Origin of the sequence: Streptomyces sp. CCM_MD2014 (assembly GCF_000772045.1) — a bacterium.
GTDB classification, from domain to species: Bacteria; Actinomycetota; Actinomycetes; order Streptomycetales; family Streptomycetaceae; genus Streptomyces; species Streptomyces salinarius.
Window position 1 is genome coordinate 5,784,670 of the sequence record NZ_CP009754.1, and the last position, 17,488, is coordinate 5,802,157.

The following is a 17,488-nucleotide window of genomic DNA, read 5'->3' on the forward strand; positions in this document are numbered from 1 at the left end:
GGGGCGGGCGCCCGGCAAAGCGCGCCCGCCCCCTGGGGCCTGTCCGGCCCGTACCGCACCGGACTACGGCACGACCTTGCCGATCCGCACGCTGCCGAGGCCCGCGACCGTGCCGTGGGCGTTCACCAGCTGGACCCGGCCGAAGAACTCACGGCCCCCCGGGGCGGCGGCCAGGGCCGTGACGCTGCCCGTCACCGTCGCCGAGTCGCCCGTGCCGAGCCGCACCGTCGCGGCGTCGTCCACGGTGACCGAGCCGAGACCGGCGGAGAAGTACACGTCCCGGTAGTCGTACTCCGTGCTGCCCGACGGCACCGAGTAGCCCGCGACCGCCACGGTGTACGTACCGGCGGCCGGCTTCGCGAGGGAGACCGACTCCTCCGAGTCGCCGTCGGCGGACTGGGCGACGACGGCGCCGTCCTTGTAGACCGTCAGGTCCAGGTCGGCGGACGCGTCGGAGACGCCCCCGATGGCGACGTCCAGCGACTCGGCGCCCTCGGGCACCTCGACCGTGGAGGTGGCCGTCTCACCCTGCTTGATCGTCGGGCGGGACGACTCGGACGAGCCGAGCGGGCCGCCGACCAGCTTGCCCTCCAGGGCGGCGTACTCGTTGGTCACCGTCCAGGAGGCGTCCGCCGGGGTGCCCGCCTCGGCCTCGGGCACGGTGACGACCTGCGGGTCGAAGGCCGCGCCGAGCACGGTGACGTCCAGCCGGTAGGGGTTGTCGAGCAGCGGCGAGGTGCGCCGGGCCTCGACCTCGACCTCCCAGACGCCGGGCTGCGGTTCGGCGTACGCGCGCACGTCGGGGCGGCAGCCGTTGCCGTCGAGGTAGTTGTTGTAGCAGTACGGCGTGGAGGTGTTGTCGGACGGGACGCCGTACGGGTGGATGGAGATGAAACGGGTCTGGCTGTCGTCCTTGAGCCCGCCGATCGCCACCTCCAGCGACTTCGCGCCCTCGGGGACGGTCACGAAGTACGACTCGGTGCTGTTGCGCTGCACCGAGCCCTTCGCGGAGAAGTCGTACTTCAGCGGGGCGGAGACCACGACCGTGGTCAGGACCTGCCGGTCGACGCCCTCGGTGCTCGGGTCGTCGACCTCCAGGATCGCGCTCTTGAGACCGGCGGAGCCGGGCCGCGCCTCGACCTTCACGGTGACCGGCTCGTTCAGCGGCAGCTTCACCTCGTCCCGGCCGACGATCCGGAAGGTGTGCCCCGCGTTGTTCTCGAAGTCCAGCTCGTGCCGGACCGCCCGGTCCGGTCCTGTGGTGCGGGTGAGCGTGATCTCGTACGTCTTCTTCTGCCCGGCCTTCAGGCCGCCCTCGCGGTCGTACAGGCCGGTGCCGTAGCCCGGGGTCTCGAGGAACTGGTCGATCGCGGTGTCGACCGGTGCCTCGACCGTGTACTCGTGGGCGGTGGCGCCGTGCCGGATCGCCTTCCAGGCCTCGGGAACGTCGATCAGGCCCGCGCCCTCCTCGTACGCCTGCACGCCCTTGATGTGGTCGGCGGTGGAGGTCAGCGCCGTGCGCAGCTTGGCCGGGGTCAGGTCGATGCGGGCCTGCTCGGCCGCCGACAGGAGCAGCGCGGAGGCGCCGGCGGCCTGCGGGGACGCCATCGAGGTGCCCTGGAGCATGCCGTAGCCGGCGGGCAGGTCGTAGCCCGCCTCGGGGACCGGGGCGCCGGGCATCCAGGTCTGGATGGAGTTGATCGCGGCGCCGGGCGCGGTCAGCGTCGGCGTGAAGCCGCCGTCCTCACGCGGGCCGCGCGAGGAGAACGGCATCATCTGGTACTTGGTCCTCACGGCGGAGCCGTAGTTGGCGGCCCAGGTCTCGCGCGAGATGGACGCGCCGACCGAGATCACCTTGTCGGCGAGGCCCGGGTCGCCGATGGTGTTGGCGCCGGGGCCGGAGTTGCCCGCGGAGATGACCAGCTGCACGCCGTAGGTGTCGATGAGCCGCGTGTACAGCTCGGCGCGGGCGTTGTTGCCGTCGTTGAGGGCGGGCAGGCCGCCGATCGACATGTTGACGATGTCGACGCCCCGGTTGACGACGAGGTCGAACATGCCCTCGGTGAGGGCGACGTTGGTGCAGCCGCCGCTCCACGTGCACGCGCGGGACGACACGATCTTCGCGCCGGGTGCGGCGCCGTCCATGCGGCCGCCGAACAGCCCGTTGGCGGCGGCGAGTCCGGCGACGTGCGTGCCGTGTTCGGACTCGATGACGCCGATGTTGACGAAGTCGGCCTTGGCGCCCGCGGAGTTGTAGACGACGTCCTTGCGGATCTCGACGACGAAGGGCTGGCGCTCGGCCACGTCCGTCTTCGGGTCGTCGGTGCCGAAGTACCCGACCTGGAAGCCGTCCTTGTACGGCTTCATCGGGGTGTCGTCGGAGAAGTCGTGGTTGTCGTTCAGGTCGACGCGGACCGTGCCGGCCTCGGCGTCGTACAGCACGCCCCAGGAGTCGGTGGTGTCGCCGTCCCGGTTGGCGTCGCCCGCGGCGTCACCGCCGGTGGTGTACGACTCCAGGAAGGTGCTGACCCGGTACGAGCCCGCGGGCGCGGTCCAGGTCTGCCCGCCGTAGGTGAAGGTGGGGCCGGAGACCGACGTGGTCATCGGGCGCCAGGTGCGGTCGCCGTCGACGACCGGGTCGGTGGCGGTGACCCAGTCGACGATCTTGCGTTCGCCGGTGGTGGTCTTCTGCAGCGCCGGGTGGCCGAGGTCGACGCCGGAGTCGAGGATGCCGATGGTGACGCCGCGGCCGTCCGCCTTCGGGTGCTTCTTCACGAAGTCGACCGCGCCCGTCTCGAAGGACGGGTTGTACGGGTTCTTCGCCGGGGTCCAGCGGTCCGGGCCGCGGTAGTGGTCGCGGCCCTGGTGCGAGGCACCGCCCTTCGCCCCGTCCGCGCTCGGAGTCGGGTCGTCCAGCGGGATCTCGTCGCGCAGGTCGATGCCGTGTACGGAGGAGAGCTTCGCGGCGGCGGCGATGGCCGAGTCCGCCTTGGCGGTCGGGACGGTGGCGCGGACGTAGCCCAGCTCGTCGTAGGTGCGGCCGACGGTGCCGCCGGCGACCGAGTCGAGCTCCTTCGCCACCTGCTCGGTCCGGCCCGGCGCGGTGGCGACCATCATCGTGACGTTCTTCTCGCCGTCGGCCTTCGCCTCGGCGAGCAGGTCCGCGTCGTCGGAACCGAGCTTGTCGTGGGCGGACTTGACGGCGGCGTCGGCCGGGGGCGCGGTCGTCGCCGGTCCGTCGGCGGCGAGGGCCACGGGCACGGGCCCGACCGCCGCCAGCGCGGCGACGAGGCCCGTGGCCAGGACGATCCGTGCCGCGCGTCTTGCGCCCGGTATCGGTTCCCGCTGGGGGGTGTGGGTCATCGGCATCCCTTGAAGAGGAAGGAACATGCGGATCGACCGGAATCGATCGGTCCCGGCCGAAACGGTCCGGAATCCGATCCCGGACGACCGCTCAGCCTTACGCAAGGGGACGCCGTTTGGGGAGAGTTGTCCGAGACGGGATGGAGTGATGGCGTAATTCCGCCATACGCCATCAGGGACACAAGGGGCGGCCGGTGACAACCCCGGTGCAGGAGGCCGAATTGTGCTCAACCGTCCCCGACCCCGGCAACCTTCCCTCCACCCGCCCGGTCTCTCCCCCCGGACCGACCGGAACGCGAAGACGGAACGCGAAGACGGAACGCGAAACAGGACTCAAGAAGAGGACGGGGAAGAAGACATGACCGTACGCGTACGCACCACCCTGCTGGCGGCCACCGCGGTGGCACTCTCGGCGGCCCTCGCCGCCCCGGCCGCGGCGGCACCGAGCCCCGGCGGCCACGACGCGACCCGCCACGCCCTGAAGGCCGCGGTCGCGGACGGCGTACCCGGCGTGACCGCGACCGCCCGCGAAGGCCGCCGCACCTGGTCCGGGACCGAGGGAGTGGGCGACCTCAGGACCGGCGAGCCGCGCTCCGAGCGGGACCGCTACCGCGTGGGCAGCATCACCAAGACCTTCGTCGCCACCGTCGTGCTCCAACTGGAGGCCGAGGGCCGGCTCTCACTGGACGACACCGTGGACGAGTGGCTGCCGGGCGTGGTCGAGGGCAACGGCAACCACGGGGACCGCATCACCCTGCGCCAGCTCCTGAACCACACCAGCGGCATCCACAACTACACGGCCGACGAGGAGTTCGTCCGCACGTACTTCGCCAGGGACGGCTTCCTCGAGCACCGCTACGACACCGTGACGCCGCGGCAGCTGGTGGCGATCGCCACGGCCCACGAGCCGGACTTCGAGCCCGGGACCGACTGGAGGTACTCCAACACCAACTACATCCTGGCCGGCATGGTGATCGAGGAGGCCACCGGGCGCCCGTACGCCGAGGAGGTGCGCCGCCGGATCATCGACCCGCTGAAGCTGCGCGCCACGTCGGTCCCGGGCACCCGGGTCACCCTGCCGCGGCCCAGCAGCCGCGCCTACTCCAAGCTGGCCGAGACGGCGACGGGCCCGACGTACGACGTCACCCGGCTGAACCCGTCCCTGGCCGGCTCGTCCGGGGAGATGATCTCCGACTCGGCCGACCTGAACCGCTTCTACACCGCCCTGCTCCGCGGCCGGCTGCTGCCCGCGGAGCAACTGGCCGAGATGACCACCACGGTCCCCGCGATGCCGGGCGCCTCCTACGGCCTCGGCCTGATCAAGCGGGAACTCGACTGCGGCGTGACCGTCTGGGGCCACGGAGGAGGCATCCACGGCTCCTCCTCGGAGGCGGTGACGACCCGGGACGGCCGGCACGCGCTCGCCTTCAACTTCAACGGCGACTGGTCGGGCGACAGCGACGCGGTGATCGAGGCGGAGTTCTGCGGCGACTGACGGCCGGGCGGCCGCCCCGGTGGTCCCCGCGCCCACGGGACTACCGGGGCAGCACCACGACGTACGCGGCGGGCTCCCGGTCCCCGGCCGCCATCAGGGCGGTGCGCACGACGGCCGCCTGGTGCTCGGCGCAGTCCCGCAGCTTGCGGGGGGTGAGGTGCACGACCGTGATGCCGAGCCGTTCCAGATGCTCGCGCTTGCGGGCGTGCTCCGCCCAGGCGTCGTCGTCCTCCCGCGTCCGGTGCGCCCGGGTGTCCAGCTCCAGCGCCACCGCCTGCTCGGGCCAGAAGGCGTCCACACCTCCCAGGTGCGGCCCGCCGGGCAGGCGCAGGTCGACGTTCCAGACCGGCTCCGGCAGACCGTGCTCGCGCACCATCCGGTACAGGCGCTGCTCGGCCAGCGCCCGCCCCTCGGCGACCAGCGAGTCCACGGCGTCCACCACGTGCGGGCGGCTGAGCAGCCGGGCCCGGTTCAGCTCCCGCACCACCGCGGCCGGTTCGCAGTGTCCGCCGCGCACCGCCTCCGTCAGCAGCCGGCGCACGGTGCCCGGATCGGTCAGCTCCGCCACCGCGTCCGCCAGGGCCCGCGCCACCGGCGCCACCGGAACCCCGGCCAGCTCCACGGCGGTCGGCAGCGCCGCGGTGCGTACGACCCGCGCGCAGCCCGTCGTGCGCAGCCGGCGCAGCCGCGGGACCAGGACGTCGATGAGGTCCAGGGACGGCAGCGGGGGAGCGGCGGAGAACCCGTGCAGCGTCAGCGCGGCCAGTCCCGTGATCATCGCCTCCGCGTAGGCGGGCGCGGGCGGCTGCTGTCCGCCCGGCTGGACCGGCACCGAGACGGACACCCCGGGCGCCGCGGCGGAAGCCGTGCCCGTGCCGCGGTCCCGTGCCGCGTAGAGGAGCACCGCGTGCAGGCGCTCCTCGCTGGTCGGCGGGCCCGGGTGCAGCAGGACGACGTTCGGCAGGAGCTGTTGCCAGGGGCCACCCGGCCGGCACTGCTCGTTGGTCTCCGCGGCGGAGACGCCGTGCGCCCGCAGCTGGGCTGCCGTCATCAGCGGACGCCGGCCGTCGGCCAGGTCGTGGAGCGGGCGGGGGCGGGGGGAGAGCGGGGTGTTGTGCGTCATGACCGGCAATTTCCCGCGCCCGATCGGCCCCTTAACCGCTGTTACACGTCCATCGCCGAACCGGGACAAGCCCGCCCTAAAGGACGCCTGTTCGGATGCCGAAAACCCCTGGTCCGCCACAGTGCGGCCCAGGGGTTACGGCTGCTATTGCCCGCATTCCGTAACGACGACGGAACGCTCAATCGTTGGCCATGACTCGTCGGCGCGGGGCGGGGCGACGCCCTCAAGGGGGCGCGGGGCTGCATCGATGTGCGGCTCCGCCGCGTGGGCGCGATCAACCACGACGCACCCGCGCCCGACGGACAACCGGACCCGGCGGCTCACCGACCGCCGGAGGCACCGTCGCACGCCTGCGCCCGCAGAGCCCGCGCCAGATCGTCCCGCGCCTCCAGCACCAGCCTCCGCAGCGCCGGCGCCGCGTCCTCGTGCGCGGACAGCCACGCGTCGGTCGCCTCCAGCGTGTCCTGGGAGTCCCGCAGCGACGGGAACAGGCCCCGGACCACGTCCATCCCGATCTGGATGGACCGCTCGGCCCACACCCGCTCGATCGCCGCGAAGTACTTCTCGGTGTACGGGGCCAGCAGCTCCCGCTGCGAGGGCTGCGCGAAGCCGGCGATGGTCGCCTCCACCAGGGCGTTGGACAGCACGTCGGACTCCACCACCTGTGCCCAGGCCTGCGCCTTCACCGCCTCCGAGGGCCGCGAGGCCAGGCAGCGCACCTGGTGCCGCTTGCCGGAGGCCGTGTCGTCGCGGGCCAGCTCGGCGGCCAGGACGCCCTCGTCGGCGGCGCCGTGGGCCGCGAGCGGGGCGAGGAACGTCCAGCGCAGCTCCTGGTCCACGTCGAGCCCGTCGATCTTCTCCGTGCCCTCCAGCAGGCCCCGGAGCAGCGCCAGGTCCGCCTCCTCGGCCGCCACCGACGCGAAGAACCGCGCCCACGCCAGCTGCTGCTCGCTGCCCGGTGCCGCGTCCCGCAGCTCGCGCAGCGCGCCCTCGGCGAGCAGCCGGCCGCCCGTCTGCCGCCACTCGGGGGCGGCGTAGTGCACCAGCGCCGAGCCGGTCCAGGCGTGCAGCATCTGCAGGACGCCGATGTCGGACTCGCGCCCCGCGAACCGCAGCACCAGCGCCGCGAAGTCCCGCGCCGGCAGCAGCGCGTCCCGCGTCATGTTCCACAGCGCCGACCAGCACAGGGCACGGGCCAGCGGATCGGTCACGGAGCCCAGGTGCTCGCGCAGCGTCGCCAGCGAGGTGTCGTCGAAGCGCGTCTTGCAGTACGTGAGGTCGTCGTCGTTGACCAGGACCAGCTCCGGCGCCTCGGCCCCCGCCAGTTCGGCGACCACCGTGCGCGGCCCCTCGACGTCCACCTCGGCGCGCGCGTACCGCTCCAGCGCGCCCTCGGCCGTACGCCGGTACAGGCCCACAGCGACGCGGTGCGGACGCAGTTCGGGGTGCGACTCGGCCGCCTCCTGCACCACGGCCAGCTCGTCGACCGTTCCGGCCCCGCTCAGCAGCACCTGCGGCGTGAGCGAGTTGACGCCGGCCGTCTGGAGCCAGGACCGTGCCCAGGCCGCCATGTCCCGTCCGCTGGTCTCCTCCAGGACGGACAGCAGGTCGCCCAGGCGCGTGTTGCCGTACGCGTGCCGCTTGAAGTAGCGCCGCGCGCCCTCCAGGAACGCGTCCTGACCGACGTACGCCACCAGCTGCTTGAGCGCGGAGGCGCCCTTGGCGTAGGTGATGCCGTCGAAGTTCAGCTTGGCGTCCTCCAGGTCACGGATGTCGGCCGTGATCGGGTGCGTGGAGGGGAGCTGGTCGGCGCGGTACGCCCACGCCTTGCGGCGGTTGGCGAAGGTGATCCAGGCGTCCTTGAAGCGGGTCGCGCCGACGTTGGCGAACGCGCCCATGAAGTCGGCGAAGGACTCCTTCAGCCACAGGTCGTCCCACCACTCCATGGTGACCAGGTCGCCGAACCACATGTGCGCCATCTCGTGCAGGATCGTGTTGGCGCGGCCCTCGTACGACGCCCGCGTCACCTTCCCGCGGAAGATGTACTCCTCCCGGAAGGTCACCATCCCCGGGTTCTCCATCGCGCCGAGGTTGTACTCCGGCACGAACGCCTGGTCGTACTTCCCGAAGGGGTACGGGAAGTCGAAGTGGTCGTGGAAGAAGTCGAAGCCCTGCTTGGTGATCAGGAAGACGTCGTCGGCGTCGAAGTGCGGGGCGAGCCCCTTGCGGCACAGGGCGCCGAGCGGGATCTCCAGCCGGGTGCCGTCCTCGAAGACGCGCTCGTAGGAGTCCGTCACGTAGTGGTACGGACCGGCCACGACACACGTGATGTACGTCGAGATCGGCTTCGTCTCCGCGAACCGCCACACCCCGCCCGCCCGTCGCCCACCACCACCCTTCTGCGGAAGCGCTGCGCGCCCTTCTTCTCTGCGCTCGCCCGCGCCGTTGGACCACACCGTCCACTCCTCGGGCGCGCGCACCTCGAAGCGGAAGGGCGCCTTGAGGTCCGGCTGCTCGAAGTTGGCGAAGACCCGACGGGAGTCGGCCGGCTCGTACTGGGTGTACAGGTACACCTCGCCGTCCTCGGGGTCGACGAAGCGGTGCAGGCCCTCACCGGTGCGGGAGTAGGCGCACTGGGCGTCGACCACCAGCTCGTTGTCGGCGGCCAGGTCCTCCAGGGCGATCCGGGAGCCGTCGAAGACCTCGCTCGGGTCGAGGTCGCGGCCGTTCAGGGAGACGGCGGTGACGCTCGGTGCGACCAGGTCGGCGAAGCTGCTCGCGCCGGGCTCGTTGCAGCGGAAGCGGATCGTGGTGACGGACCGGAACGTGCGCGGGCCCTCGCCCTGCGCCTCGCCGACCGCCGAGCGCACGTCGAGGGACACCTCGTACCCGTCGACGGACAGCAGTGCGGCCCGCTCCCGGGCCTCGTCGCGGGACAGATTCTCACCGGGCACGGGCGGCACTCCTCGGATGGTGTTCGGTATACGGGGTCGGTATACGACTGGTGTTCCGTGGTGTTCAGTATGCGGACAGCACCGATCCTGCCATGTGCCCCTGACGCGCAGCAGCCGGGAATGGGCGGGCGGGCCGGCCGGTTGCCCCGAGAAACGCCTACTAGCGCGCCTCATGAGGAGAGACATGTCGGAGAAGACGCCTGTCGACTTCTGGTTCGACCCGCTGTGCCCCTGGGCCTGGATGACCTCCCGCTGGGTCCTGGAGGTGGAGAAGGTCAGGGACATCGAGGTCCGCTGGCACGTCATGAGCCTCGCCGTCCTCAACGAGGACAAGCTCGACGAGCTGCCCGCGGAGTACCGCGAGATGCTCGAGGTCAAGGCGTGGGGCCCGGTCCGCGTCGTCATCGCGGCCCAGCAGGAGCACGGTGCCGAGGTGCTCGGCGACCTCTACACGGCGCTCGGCACCCGCATCCACAACCAGGACCAGGGTCCGGGCAAGGAGACGGTCGCCGCCGCCCTGAAGGACGTCGGCCTGCCCGAGTCCCTCATGGACCACTGGGACGGCACCCCGTACGAGCCCCAGCTGCGCGCCTCCCACAAGGAGGGCATCGACAAGGTGGGCCAGGAGGTCGGCACCCCGGTCATCGCCGTACCCGGCGCCGACGGCGAGCAGCTCGCCTTCTTCGGCCCGGTCGTCACCCCCGCCCCCAAGGGCGAGGAGGCCGCCAAGCTCTGGGACGGCACCCTCGCGGTGGCCTCCGTGCCGGGCTTCTACGAGATCAAGCGGACCCGCACCAAGGGCCCGGACTTCAGCAACCTGTAGGTCCCCCGTGCACAGAAGGCCCCCGCGAGTCACGTCCTCGCGGGGGCCTTCCTCATTCCGCCTGCCCGGTGAAGGCTGAGAAGACGATCACGAGGCAGGACGATCAGGCGCGGCCGGCTCTCAGGGAGCCAGCAACAGCGCGTCGGTGCGGGACTTGGCGGCCTCGTAGCGCCTGGCCACGTCCTGCCAGTTCACGACGGCCCACATGGCGTCGATGAAGTCGACCTTCTGGTTCTTGTACTGCAGGTAGAAGGCGTGCTCCCAGGCGTCGAAGACCAGGATCGGGGTGGAGCCCTGGCCGACGTTGCCCTGGTGGTCGTAGATCTGCTCGACGATCAGCCGGCCGCTCAGCGGCTCGTACGCCAGGACGCCCCAGCCGGAGCCCTGGGTGGTCGCCGCGGCCTTGGTGAGCTGGGCCTTGAAACCGGCGAAGGAGCCGAAGGACTCGGCGATCGCGTCGGCGAGGTCGCCCACGCCGTCCGCCGCCAGGGGCTCGCCGCCGCCGTCGCCGGTCATGTTGTGCCAGTAGATCGAGTGCAGGATGTGGCCGGAGAGGTGGAAGGCCAGGTTCTTCTCCAGGCCGTTGATCGAGCCCCACGTCTCCTTGTCCCGCGCCTCGGCGAGCTGCTCCAGTGTGTCGTTGGCGCCCTTGACGTACGCCGCGTGGTGCTTGTCGTGGTGCAGCTCGATGATCTCGGGACTGATCACCGGAGCCAGCGCGGAGTAGTCGTACGGCAGTTCAGGAAGCGTGTAGACGGGCATGGCGGATCCCCTCCGACCCTCTTATTGCAAAAGGCTTGCAAGTGCACGCTAGCAGCAAGAGGCCGGGAAGGCGCGGGGGCGTGCCGCGGGCACACGAAAGGGCCCCCGCACGCGACCGTGCGGAGGCCCTCGGGGAATCGGGCGCCGTGCGTCAGCCGATGCGCGCCCGCCGGCGCTGCCGGGCGTAACCGACGGCCGCCAGGAACAGCGTCATCCCGCCCGTCGAGTACAGCTGCACCCGGGTGTCCGGCTCGCGGGCCATCAGGACGAACACCGCGGCCATGCCGGCCAGCGCCACCCAGGTCAGCCACGGGAAGCCCCACATGCGCACGACCAGCTTCTCGGGCGCCTCCCGCTCCAGGCGGCGGCGCAGCCGCAGCTGCGAGGCGGCGATGAAGATCCAGACGACCAGGATGACCGCGCCGATCATGTTCAGCAGCCAGGAGAAGACGTCGTCCGGACGCCAGTAGCTGAGCAGCACGCAGCCGAAGCCGAACAGGGAGGAGACCAGCACCGCGATCCGCGGCACCCCGCCCGACACCCGGCCCAGCACCTTCGGCCCCTGGCCCCGTTCGACCAGCGAGTAGCCGATGCGGGAGGCGCCGTAGATGTTGGCGTTCATCGCACTGAGCAGCGCGACCAGGACCACGACGTTCATGAGCTGACCCGCGCCCGGGATGCCCAGCTCGTCGAGGGCGGCGACGTACGGGCCCTTCTCGACCACCTCGGGCGAGTCCCACGGGACCAGGGTCACGATGACCGCCATCGAGCCGATGTAGAACAGCGCGATCCGCCACATCGCCGTCCGCACCGCGCTCGCCACGCCCTTGACCGGGTTCTCCGACTCGGCCGCCGCGATGGTCACCGTCTCCAGGCCGCCGTAGGCGAACACCGAGGCGAGCAGGCCGATGATCAGGCCGTCGCCGCCGTTGGGCAGGAAGTCGCCCAGGTGGGAGGTGCCGGGCGAGTCGGTGCCCGGCAGGACGCCGCAGATCGCCAGCACGCCCAGCACCAGGAACAGCGAGATCGCGCCGACCTTGAGGGCGGCGAACCAGAACTCGAACTCGCCGAAGTTCCTCACGGCGGCCAGGTTCGTCCCGCAGAACACCACCATGAACAGCGCCACCCACGCCCACTCGGGCGTGCCCGGCAGCCAGCCGTGCACGATCTGCGCCGCGCCGATGCCCTCCAGGCCGACGGCCGTGCACAGCAGCACCCAGAACGCCCAGCCCGCGGTGAACCCGGCCCACGGGCCGATCGCCCGCTCGGCATGGGCGGAGAAGGAACCGGACGACGGATACGCGGCGGACATCTCGCCGAGCATCCGCATCACCAGCATCACGAGGAGGCCGGAGATGGTGTAGGCGACGACGATCGAAGGCCCGGCGGCGGCGATACCGGCCCCGGAGCCGACGAACAGCCCGGCGCCGATCACCCCGCCGAGCGCGATCATCGACAGGTGGCGCTGCTTGAGGCCGTGGGAGAGGGAGGCGTCCGCCGGCTGCTGCGGCGCCTTGGTGGTGGTGCTGTTGGACATGGAGCGGCTCGTCCAATGCGTGGGGGAGCGGGTGGGGGTGCTGCGGGGAGTTGGGGGACGCGGGCGGGGCAAAAACGCCCACAGTCTCCGGTCTCGCGCCGCCCCGCGACAGCGGCTGCCCACGATACGGACGGCCGGACCACGCAACGTGATCACCCGGACACGGCGCCCGTCCGCCGTGACGACCGCCTCACCTCCTCGGTGACCGGTGTCACGCGGACGCGGCGTGTATCCCGCCCCCTTTGTCGGGAGCCCACCAAGCCGACGAGCGGGCCTTTGTCGAGCGCTGCCGGTGATCGGCTCCGGGCGGCTGGGATAGCGTCGCGGTGTCCCGACATGTCCACACCACCGCGGAGTCCCCATGAGCACCGCTGCCGTTTCCGCCCGCCGATCCGGGCAGGTCCTCGCCGACCTCATCCCCGCCTCCCGAGTCCGGGACGTCGCGCTCGTGGCGGGCGGCGCCGCGCTCACCGGCGTCGCGGCCCAGATCGCCGTGCCCGTGCCCGGCTCCCCGGTGCCGGTGACCGGCCAGACCTTCGCGGCCCTGCTGGTCGGCACCTCGCTCGGCGCCGGCCGCGGCCTGCTCTCGCTCGCGCTGTACGCCCTGGTCGGCATGGCGGGCGTGCCGTGGTTCGCGGAGGGCGGCTCCGGCACCGCCGCCCCGTCCCTCGGCTACGTCTTCGGCATGCTGCTCGCCGCCACGGTCGTGGGCGCCCTGGCCCGCCGCGGCGCCGACCGCTCGATGCTGCGCACGGCCGGCACGATGCTGCTCGGCGAGGCGGTCATCTACGCCGTCGGCGTGCCGTACCTGGCCCTCGCCGCCGACATGTCCCTCAGCGCCGCCGTCGCGGCCGGCCTCACCCCGTTCCTGATCGGCGACGCCCTCAAGGCCGCGCTGGCGATGGGCGTCCTGCCCGCCGCCTGGAAGCTGGCCGACAAGCGGTAGCGGCCTTCGGGCCCACGAAAGAGGCTCGCCGGAGCGCGGACAGCGCCCCGGCGAGCCTCTTTCGTGCGTCCGCGAGGGACGGTCAGCCCTTCTCGGCGCCGGCCACGGCCCTCCGCGCGGCGATCCGCTGCTTGACGAAGGCGACGACGAGGACGACCGCGGCGACGAGCAGCGTCAGCAGGACGGTGCTGCGCCCGTCGTGCTCGGTGTCGGTCAGCATGTAGCCGAGCACGAAGACGATGACCGCGACGGCCGCCCAGGTCAGGTACGGGTAGAGCCACATCCGCACGACCAGCTTCTCCGGGGTCTCGGCCTGGATGATCCTCCGCAGGCGCAGCTGTGAGAAGCAGATGACCAGCCAGACGAGGAGCGCCACCGCGCCGGAGGAGTTGAGCAGGAAGAGGAAGACCGTGTCGGGGAACTTGTAGTTGAAGAAGACCGCGACGAAGCCGAAGACGACGGACGACAGGATCGCCGTCTGCGGCACTCCGCGCCGGGTGGTCCGGGCGAAGGCCTTCGGCGCGTCCCCGCGCTCACCGAGCGAGAACGCCATGCGCGAGGCCGTGTAGAGCCCGGAGTTCAGGCAGGACAGCACGGACGTCAGCACGATGAAGTTCATGATCTCGCCGGCGTTCGGGATGCCGAGCGAGTCCAGTGCGGCGACGTACGAGCCCTCGTCGACGATCGACTGCGCGTCCCAGGGCAGCAGCGTGACCACGACGAAGATGGACCCGAGATAGAAGACGGCGATGCGCCAGATGATGCTGTTGGTCGCCTTGGTGACGGCCCGCTGCGGGTCCTCGGACTCTCCGGCGGCGAGGGTGGGGATCTCGCTGCCCATGAAGGAGAAGACGACGAGCAGGACGCCGGTCAGGACGGCCCCCGGCCCGTTCGGCAGGAATCCGCCGTGCCCGGTCAGATTGCCGAGCCCCGCCTGGTCGCTGTCCACACCCGGCAGCAGCCCGAAGACGGCCAGCCCGCCGACGACGATGAACGCGGCGATGGCGACGACCTTGATCCCGGCGAACCAGAACTCGAACTCGCCGTAGGAGCCGACCGAGGCGAGGTTGGTGGCCGTGAGCACCACCATCACGATCAGTGCCCACCCCCACTGCGGCACGGCGGGTATCCACCCCTCGAGGATCTTGGCCCCGGCCGTCGCCTCCACGGCCAGCACCACGACCCAGAAGAACCAGTAGAGCCAGCCGATGGAGAATCCGGCCCAGGGCCCGAGGGCCCGGTCGGCGTGGGCGGAGAACGACCCGGAGGTCGGATTGGCGGCCGACATCTCCCCGAGCATCCGCATCACCAGCACCACGAGCGTGCCGACGAGGGCGTACGAGAGAAGGATGCCGGGACCCGCGGTGGCGATCCCGGAACTGGAGCCCACGAACAGCCCGGCTCCGATGACGCCGCCGATGGCGATCATCGTGAGATGGCGGTTCTTGAGCCCTGCCTGAAGCCCGGATCGGGGCGGGGACGAGTCTGCGGACCCGTCCTCGGGTTCGGTCGTCAAGGTCGGCTGCGAAGTCATGGGGAGGGTTTTCCTTTGCGCCGGTCGAGCACTGTCCCGTACGAGCGGAGTACGAGCCGGACCAGTGAAACGGAGGGGAACGAATTCAGGAACCTTTGAATCCGGATCGTTACTTGAGCTTTCCCTGAGCTTTTAAAGTTTTACATCTCTTTTTCCCAGTCGGCACCCGAAGAGTCCGCGTCCCGGCCCGCGTGTCACACTCGACGCATGCGCGTGTATCTCGGCTCGGACCATGCGGGCTTCGAACTCAAGAACCACCTCGTCGAATGGCTCAAGGCGGCGGGGCACGAGCCCGTCGACTGCGGCCCGCACATCTACGACGCCCAGGACGACTACCCGCCCTTCTGCCTGCGCGCCGCCGAGCGCACGGCCGCGGACCCCGACGCCCTCGGCATCGTGATCGGCGGCTCCGGCAACGGCGAGCAGATCGCGGCGAACAAGGTGAAGGGCGTGCGCGCGGCGCTCGCCTGGAGCGAGGAGACGGCGTCGCTGGGCCGCCAGCACAACAACGCCAACGTCGTCGCGGTCGGCGCCCGGATGCACACGCAGGACGAGGCGACGAAGTTCGTGGAGACCTTCCTCGCCACCCCGTTCTCCGGCGACGAGCGCCACATCCGCCGCATCGACATGCTCACGGCCTACGAGACGACGGGCGACCTCCCCCCGATCCCCGCCCACCACCCGCAGCAGTAGTAGACCTCCGCCGCCCTGCCGCCCCCGCCGCACGCCCGCCGGGGGCGCACGGTTCCGCGGGAACGGGGCACGGGAAAGGACACCGCACGTGCCAGAGGGGCACACGATCCACCGGCTGGCCCAGGACTACACCGCCGCCTTCGCCCGGACGGCGGTCCGCGTCACCAGCCCCCAGGGCAAGTTCGCCGACTCCGCCGCCCTCCTCGACGGCACCGTCCTGACCACCGCCGACGCCCACGGCAAACACCTCTTCCTCGGCTTCGGGGACCTCCACTGGGTCCACATCCACCTCGGCCTCTTCGGCAAGGTCACCTTCGGCCCCGCCCCCGCACCCGCGCCCACGGACACCGTCCGCCTCCGCCTGGCGAACGGCACCGCCCACGTCGACCTCCGCGGCCCCACCACCTGCGCCCTGATCACGGAACCCGAGAAGCAGGCGATACACGACCGCCTCGGCCCCGACCCCCTGCGCCCGGACGCCGACCCCGCGGCGGCGTACCGCCGGATCTCCCGCAGCCGCACCACCGTCGCCGCCCTGCTCATGGACCAGAAGATCGTCGCGGGCGTCGGCAACGTCTACCGCGCCGAGGTCCTCTTCCGCCACGGCATCGACCCGTACCGCCCCGGCAAGGACCTCACCCCCGCCGAGTGGGACGCGATCTGGCAGGACCTCACCGAGCTCATGCGCGAGGGCGTGCGCAACAACCGCATCGACACCGTCCGCCCCGAGCACACCCCCGAGGCCATGGGCCGCCCGCCCCGCGTCGACGACCACGGCGGCGAGGTCTACGTCTACCGCCGGGCCGACCAGCCCTGCCACCTGTGCGGCGGCCCGGTCGCCACCGCTGACCTCGCCGCCCGCAACCTCTTCTGGTGCCCGAGCTGCCAGAAACGGTAGAAGGCCCCGCTCAGAACCCGTGCGGCAGCCACGGCGCCACGTCCGACCCGAACCCCACCGACGCCGCCGCCAGCGCCCCGGACCGCACCTCACGCACCCGCCCGGCCGCGGCGAGCGAACCCAGGCTCACCCCGCCGAGGTACGCGGCCCCCAACTCCCGCACGGACAGAACGAGATCCGCCGCGTCGGCCGTACGCTCGCAGGACGCCCCCTTCGCGTCGCCGCTCAGCCGCCAACGCCCCGCGTTCCAGGGGCAGAAGGCGTCCTCGACCTCGAACACCACGTCCACCGGCGCCTGGTAGGTCCGCGCCGCGAGCGCCGCCCCCACGTCCACCAGCCGCACGTACAACGCGTCCCGCAGCGCCGGCCGGCACCGCCGGACGTCCGACACCTGGTGCTGCCACGCCTCGTCGACCGGCCGCCCCCGCACCGTCAGCGTGGAGGTCAGGTCGATGTCGTACAGGAAGCGCCACAACGCCGCCTCGGTCGCCGGGTCGAGGCCGGCCAGGGCGTCCAGGACCACCGTGCCCTTCGGCCCCTGGGTCCCCCAGGCCGGCCGCACCCGGAACCGTGCGAACCCGGTGACCTCGCCGCCCCGCCGCGCGAGCACGCACTGCAGGGGCGACGCCCCGTCCCGCCCGCTCTCCGGGTCCAGCACTCCCAGCCGCTCCCAGCCGGGCCGCCGGGCCAGCATCCCGGGCCGCGCCGGCACCAGCCGCGCGTACACCGCCTCGCACGCGTCGAGCACCTCGGCGGGCGCCGCGTACCGCAGCCGTACGTCATCCGTGCCGGGCGGCACCGACAGCCTGACCCGGCTCGTGTCGATCTCCGCGCCGAGCTCGAAGGTCGCGGCGCCGTAGCCGAACCGGCCGTAGATCGCCGGCTCGGAGGCGGTCAGCACGGCCAGCGGCTCGCCCCAGGACCGTACGTCGTCCAACTGCCGCCGCATCATCGACGTCAGCACGCCCCGGCGCCGGTGCGTGGCGGCGACGCTCACCATCGTCACGCCCGCGGCGGGCACCTGCGCGCCGCCCGGCACGGTCATCCGGAAGGCGAACGCCCCCGCCGTCCCGACGCACTCCTCGCCCTCCCACACGCCGATCGACCGGTCGACCTGCGTCAGCTCCCGGAACAGCTCCAACTCCTCGGCCGGTCCCGCGATCCCGCCGAAGGCACGGATCAGCGTCCCGTACCAGGTCTCCCACTCCTCGCGCCGCAGCGCCCGCGGCTCCGCGGCCGCCGTCGTCGTCACACCGTCACCGTCGTCATCACCCGTGGACCGTCCCATGCAGCATGCGTACCAGGACCGCACGGGACGGGCGAGGCAATTTCCGCGGGGTTGCGGCGCGGAAGCCGTTCG

Annotated in this window: 12 protein-coding genes; 5 read left to right on the top strand and 7 right to left on the bottom strand. The window is 71.9% G+C overall.

Annotated features, from left to right (window positions below; all coding sequences use genetic code 11):
• Nucleotides 1-63: 63 nt before the first annotated feature.
• On the bottom strand, nucleotides 64-3,363 hold the full coding sequence (locus tag NI25_RS25895) for a S8 family serine peptidase (RefSeq protein WP_061444743.1): 3,300 nt from the start codon (nucleotides 3,361-3,363) through the stop codon (nucleotides 64-66).
• 358 nt (nucleotides 3,364-3,721) lie between these two features.
• Here NI25_RS25895 and NI25_RS25900 point away from each other — a divergent pair, with 358 nt between their 5' ends.
• Nucleotides 3,722-4,858 carry a serine hydrolase domain-containing protein gene (locus tag NI25_RS25900; RefSeq protein ID WP_199561030.1) on the top strand — a complete coding sequence of 379 codons (1,137 nt, stop codon included), beginning with the start codon at nucleotides 3,722-3,724 and terminating at the stop codon, nucleotides 4,856-4,858.
• A gap of 40 nt (nucleotides 4,859-4,898) precedes the next feature.
• Here NI25_RS25900 and NI25_RS25905 read toward each other — a convergent pair whose 3' ends face one another.
• Both NI25_RS25905 and pepN read right to left on the bottom strand, forming a co-directional pair.
• Nucleotides 4,899-5,981 carry a hypothetical protein gene (locus NI25_RS25905; protein WP_061444744.1) on the bottom strand — a complete coding sequence of 361 codons (1,083 nt, stop codon included), beginning with the start codon at nucleotides 5,979-5,981 and terminating at the stop codon, nucleotides 4,899-4,901.
• A gap of 320 nt (nucleotides 5,982-6,301) precedes the next feature.
• The gene (gene pepN / locus NI25_RS25910) at nucleotides 6,302-8,935 is read right to left on the bottom strand and encodes an aminopeptidase N (protein WP_061444745.1); all 2,634 of its coding nucleotides are present in this window, start codon (nucleotides 8,933-8,935) and stop codon (nucleotides 6,302-6,304) included.
• 184 nt (nucleotides 8,936-9,119) lie between these two features.
• Here pepN and NI25_RS25915 point away from each other — a divergent pair, with 184 nt between their 5' ends.
• Nucleotides 9,120-9,758 (top strand): DsbA family protein, encoded by a 639-nt coding sequence (locus NI25_RS25915; protein WP_061444746.1) that lies wholly within the window; start codon nucleotides 9,120-9,122, stop codon nucleotides 9,756-9,758.
• 120 nt (nucleotides 9,759-9,878) lie between these two features.
• Here the strand turns inward: NI25_RS25915 and NI25_RS25920 are convergent, their stop codons facing one another.
• Nucleotides 9,879-10,520, bottom strand: a complete 642-nt coding sequence (locus tag NI25_RS25920) for a superoxide dismutase (RefSeq protein ID WP_061444747.1) — start codon at nucleotides 10,518-10,520, stop codon at nucleotides 9,879-9,881.
• 151 nt (nucleotides 10,521-10,671) lie between these two features.
• The gene (locus NI25_RS25925; protein WP_061444748.1) at nucleotides 10,672-12,057 is read right to left on the bottom strand and encodes an amino acid permease; all 1,386 of its coding nucleotides are present in this window, start codon (nucleotides 12,055-12,057) and stop codon (nucleotides 10,672-10,674) included.
• A gap of 361 nt (nucleotides 12,058-12,418) precedes the next feature.
• On the opposite strand from NI25_RS25925, the gene NI25_RS25930 reads away from it, so the two are divergent.
• Nucleotides 12,419-13,003, top strand: coding sequence for a biotin transporter BioY (locus NI25_RS25930; RefSeq protein ID WP_061444749.1), 585 nt, complete (start codon nucleotides 12,419-12,421; stop codon nucleotides 13,001-13,003).
• A gap of 82 nt (nucleotides 13,004-13,085) precedes the next feature.
• On the opposite strand, the gene NI25_RS25935 is transcribed toward NI25_RS25930, so the two are convergent.
• Complete coding sequence (locus tag NI25_RS25935) at nucleotides 13,086-14,537, bottom strand: amino acid permease (RefSeq protein ID WP_061444750.1); 1,452 nt, start codon at nucleotides 14,535-14,537, stop codon at nucleotides 13,086-13,088.
• Between the two features lie 207 nt (nucleotides 14,538-14,744).
• On the opposite strand from NI25_RS25935, the gene NI25_RS25940 reads away from it, so the two are divergent.
• Both NI25_RS25940 and NI25_RS25945 read left to right on the top strand, forming a co-directional pair.
• Complete coding sequence (locus tag NI25_RS25940) at nucleotides 14,745-15,230, top strand: ribose-5-phosphate isomerase (protein ID WP_061444751.1); 486 nt, start codon at nucleotides 14,745-14,747, stop codon at nucleotides 15,228-15,230.
• Between the two features lie 88 nt (nucleotides 15,231-15,318).
• Complete coding sequence (locus NI25_RS25945) at nucleotides 15,319-16,128, top strand: Fpg/Nei family DNA glycosylase (RefSeq protein WP_061444752.1); 810 nt, start codon at nucleotides 15,319-15,321, stop codon at nucleotides 16,126-16,128.
• Between the two features lie 10 nt (nucleotides 16,129-16,138).
• Here NI25_RS25945 and NI25_RS25950 read toward each other — a convergent pair whose 3' ends face one another.
• Nucleotides 16,139-17,416, bottom strand: coding sequence for a GNAT family N-acetyltransferase (locus NI25_RS25950; RefSeq protein WP_107071849.1), 1,278 nt, complete (start codon nucleotides 17,414-17,416; stop codon nucleotides 16,139-16,141).
• Nucleotides 17,417-17,488 lie beyond the last annotated feature (72 nt).

Bases quoted from the DNA above. Each gene is read 5' to 3' on its own strand.
- NI25_RS25895 (WP_061444743.1), bottom strand. From the start codon at position 3,363: ATGACCCACACCCCCCAGCGGGAACCGATACCGGGCGCAAGACGCGCG.
- NI25_RS25900 (WP_199561030.1), top strand. From the start codon at position 3,722: ATGACCGTACGCGTACGCACCACCCTGCTGGCGGCCACCGCGGTGGCA.
- NI25_RS25905 (WP_061444744.1), bottom strand. From the start codon at position 5,981: ATGACGCACAACACCCCGCTCTCCCCCCGCCCCCGCCCGCTCCACGAC.
- NI25_RS25915 (WP_061444746.1), top strand. From the start codon at position 9,120: ATGTCGGAGAAGACGCCTGTCGACTTCTGGTTCGACCCGCTGTGCCCC.
- NI25_RS25920 (WP_061444747.1), bottom strand. From the start codon at position 10,520: ATGCCCGTCTACACGCTTCCTGAACTGCCGTACGACTACTCCGCGCTG.
- NI25_RS25925 (WP_061444748.1), bottom strand. From the start codon at position 12,057: ATGTCCAACAGCACCACCACCAAGGCGCCGCAGCAGCCGGCGGACGCC.
- NI25_RS25930 (WP_061444749.1), top strand. From the start codon at position 12,419: ATGAGCACCGCTGCCGTTTCCGCCCGCCGATCCGGGCAGGTCCTCGCC.
- NI25_RS25935 (WP_061444750.1), bottom strand. From the start codon at position 14,537: ATGACTTCGCAGCCGACCTTGACGACCGAACCCGAGGACGGGTCCGCA.
- NI25_RS25940 (WP_061444751.1), top strand. From the start codon at position 14,745: ATGCGCGTGTATCTCGGCTCGGACCATGCGGGCTTCGAACTCAAGAAC.
- NI25_RS25950 (WP_107071849.1), bottom strand. From the start codon at position 17,416: ATGGGACGGTCCACGGGTGATGACGACGGTGACGGTGTGACGACGACG.